Genomic DNA, 3,230 nt, shown 5'->3' on the forward strand with positions numbered 1-3,230 from the left:
TTAACGACTGTTTGGGGTTGTATAGTCAAGTAATTAAGTGCATGTGGTGGATGCCTTGGCAGTCAGAGGCGATGAAAGACGTGATAGCCTGCGAAAAGCTCCGGGGAGGCGGCAAATATCCTTTGATCCGGAGATTTCTGAATGGGGAAACCCACCTACCTTAAGGTAGGTATCGTATGATGAATACATAGTCATACGAAGCGAACGCGGGGAAGTGAAACATCTCAGTACCCGTAGGAAAAGAAATCAATTGAGATTCCCTCAGTAGCGGCGAGCGAAAGGGGAAAAGCCCATTAAGTTATGTGTGTTTTAGTGGAATGCTCTGGGAAGTGCAACCATAGTGGGTGATAGTCCTGTACACGAAAGGGCACACATAATGATGACGAGTAGGGCGAGGCACGTGAAACCTTGTCTGAATATGGGGGGACCATCCTCCAAGGCTAAATACTCCTGACTGACCGATAGTGAACCAGTACCGTGAGGGAAAGGCGAAAAGAACCCCTGTGAGGGGAGTGAAATAGATCCTGAAACCGCATGCATACAAGCAGTGGGAGCCAACTTGTTTGGTGACTGCGTACCTTTTGTATAATGGGTCAGCGACTTATATTCAGTAGCGAGGTTAACCGAATAGGGGAGCCGTAGAGAAATCGAGTCTTAATAGGGCGTATAGTTGCTGGGTATAGACCCGAAACCGGGTGATCTATCCATGAGCAGGTTGAAGGTTGGGTAACACTAACTGGAGGACCGAACCCACTGTCGTTGAAAAGCCAGGGGATGACTTGTGGATAGGGGTGAAAGGCTAATCAAACTCGGTGATAGCTGGTTCTCCCCGAAAGCTATTTAGGTAGCGCCTCGGACGAATACCATTGGGGGTAGAGCACTGTTTCGGCTAGGGGGTCATCCCGACTTACCAAACCGATGCAAACTCCGAATACCAATGAGTACTATCCGGGAGACAGACTGCGGGTGCTAACGTCCGTAGTCAAGAGGAAAACAATCCAGACCGCCAGCTAAGGCCCCAAAATCATAGTTAAGTGGGAAACGATGTGGGAAGGCATAGACAGCTAGGAGGTTGGCTTAGAAGCAGCCACCCTTTAAAGAAAGCGTAATAGCTCACTAGTCGAGTCGGCCTGCGCGGAAGATGTAACGGGGCTAAAACTATGTGCCGAAGCTGCGGATGTATACATTGTATACGTGGTAGGGGAGCGTTCTGTAAGCCGAAGAAGGTGGATTGAGAAGTCTGCTGGAGGTATCAGAAGTGCGAATGCTGACGTGAGTAACGACAAAACGGGTGAAAAACCCGTTCGCTGAAAGACCAAGGGTTCCAGTCCAACGTTAATCGGGGCTGGGTGAGTCGACCCCTAAGGCGAGGCCGAGAGGCGTAGTCGATGGGAAATTGGTTAATATTCCAATACTTCAGTGTAATGCGATGAGAGGACGGAGAAGGTTAAGTCAGCCTGGCGTTGGTAGTCCAGGTGAAAGGAAGTAGGCATGCATCTTAGGCAAATCCGGGGTGCTCTATGCTGAGATCTGATAGCAAGCTGTACTTGTACAGTGAAGTGGCTGATACCCTGCTTCCAGGAAAAGTCTCTAAGCTTCAGTTACACTGGAATCGTACCCGAAACCGACACAGGTGGTCAGGTCGAGTAGACCAAAGCGCTTGAGAGAACTCTGCTGAAGGAACTAGGCAAAATGGTACCGTAACTTCGGGAGAAGGTACGCTGTTGATGGTGATAGGACTCGCTCCTTGAGCTGTCGACAGCCTCAGAAACCAGGCCGCTGCAACTGTTTATTAAAAACATAGCACTCTGCAAACACGAAAGTGGACGTATAGGGTGTGATGCCTGCCCGGTGCTGGAAGGTTAATTGATGGGGTTAGCGTAAGCGAAGCTCTTGATCGAAGCCCCAGTAAACGGCGGCCGTAACTATAACGGTCCTAAGGTAGCGAAATTCCTTGTCGGGTAAGTTCCGACCTGCACGAATGGCATAATGATGGCGGCGCTGTCTCCAGCAGAGGCTCAGTGAAATCGAATTCGCCGTGAAGATGCGGTGTACCCGCGGCTAGACGGAAAGACCCCGTGAACCTTTACTGCAGCTTGACATTGAACTTTGACCTTACTTGTGTAGGATAGGTGGGAGGCTTTGAAACTTGGACGCTAGTCCGAGTGGAGCCGTCCTTGAAATACCACCCTGGTAATGTTGAGGTTCTAACTCTGTCCCGTTATCCGGGACGAGGACCATGTCTGGTGGGTAGTTTGACTGGGGCGGTCTCCTCCTAAAGAGTAACGGAGGAGTACGAAGGTGCGCTCAGCGTGGTCGGAAATCACGCGTAGAGTATAAAGGCAAAAGCGCGCTTAACTGCGAGACCCACAAGTCGAGCAGGTACGAAAGTAGGTCTTAGTGATCCGGTGGTTCTGTATGGAAGGGCCATCGCTCAACGGATAAAAGGTACTCTGGGGATAACAGGCTGATACCGCCCAAGAGTTCATATCGACGGCGGTGTTTGGCACCTCGATGTCGGCTCATCTCATCCTGGGGCTGAAGCAGGTCCCAAGGGTATGGCTGTTCGCCATTTAAAGAGGTACGCGAGCTGGGTTTAGAACGTCGTGAGACAGTTCGGTCCCTATCTACCGTGGGCGCTGGAAATTTGAGAGGATCTGCTCCTAGTACGAGAGGACCAGAGTGGACGAACCTCTGGTGTACCGGTTGTGACGCCAGTCGCATCGCCGGGTAGCTATGTTCGGAAGGGATAACCGCTGAAAGCATCTAAGCGGGAAGCCTACCTCAAGATAAGATTTCCCCGAGGCTTTATGCCTCCTAAAGAGCCGTTGAAGACTACGACGTTGATAGGTTGGATGTGGAAGCATAGCGATATGTGAAGCTGACCAATACTAATTGCTCGTGAGGCTTGACTATACAACACCCAAACAGTTGGGGTTGTATGCTCAATCGATTCAAATCCAATCAGTCAATTCAGACTGATCTTGATTTAGTTAACGCTAAACAATAAAATTCAGACCCAATACAGCCCAATCTGTTACAGATTCGGAAAACGCAGTGCATCACTATCGTGAGTAAGACCAATGCAAGTCTCCGTAAACAGTTGTGCTGGCGACCATAGCAAGAGTGAACCACCTGATCCCTTCCCGAACTCAGAAGTGAAACCTCTTCGCGCTGATGGTAGTGTGGGGTTACCCATGTGAGAGTAAGTCATCGCCAGCTCATTATTC

General features: G+C 50.1%; 2 rRNA genes. Both read left to right on the forward strand.

What is annotated here, in order from left to right:
* Nucleotides 1–23 precede the first annotated feature (23 nt).
* A 23S ribosomal RNA gene (locus FTT74_RS13780) occupies nucleotides 24–2,916 on the forward strand.
* Between the two features lie 191 nt (nucleotides 2,917–3,107).
* A 5S ribosomal RNA gene (rrf, locus tag FTT74_RS13785) occupies nucleotides 3,108–3,222 on the forward strand.
* Nucleotides 3,223–3,230: the final 8 nt, after the last annotated feature.

The sequence above is a fragment of the Acinetobacter sp. YH01007 genome (genome assembly GCF_013420425.1).
Lineage (GTDB): Bacteria > Pseudomonadota > Gammaproteobacteria > Pseudomonadales > Moraxellaceae > Acinetobacter > Acinetobacter towneri.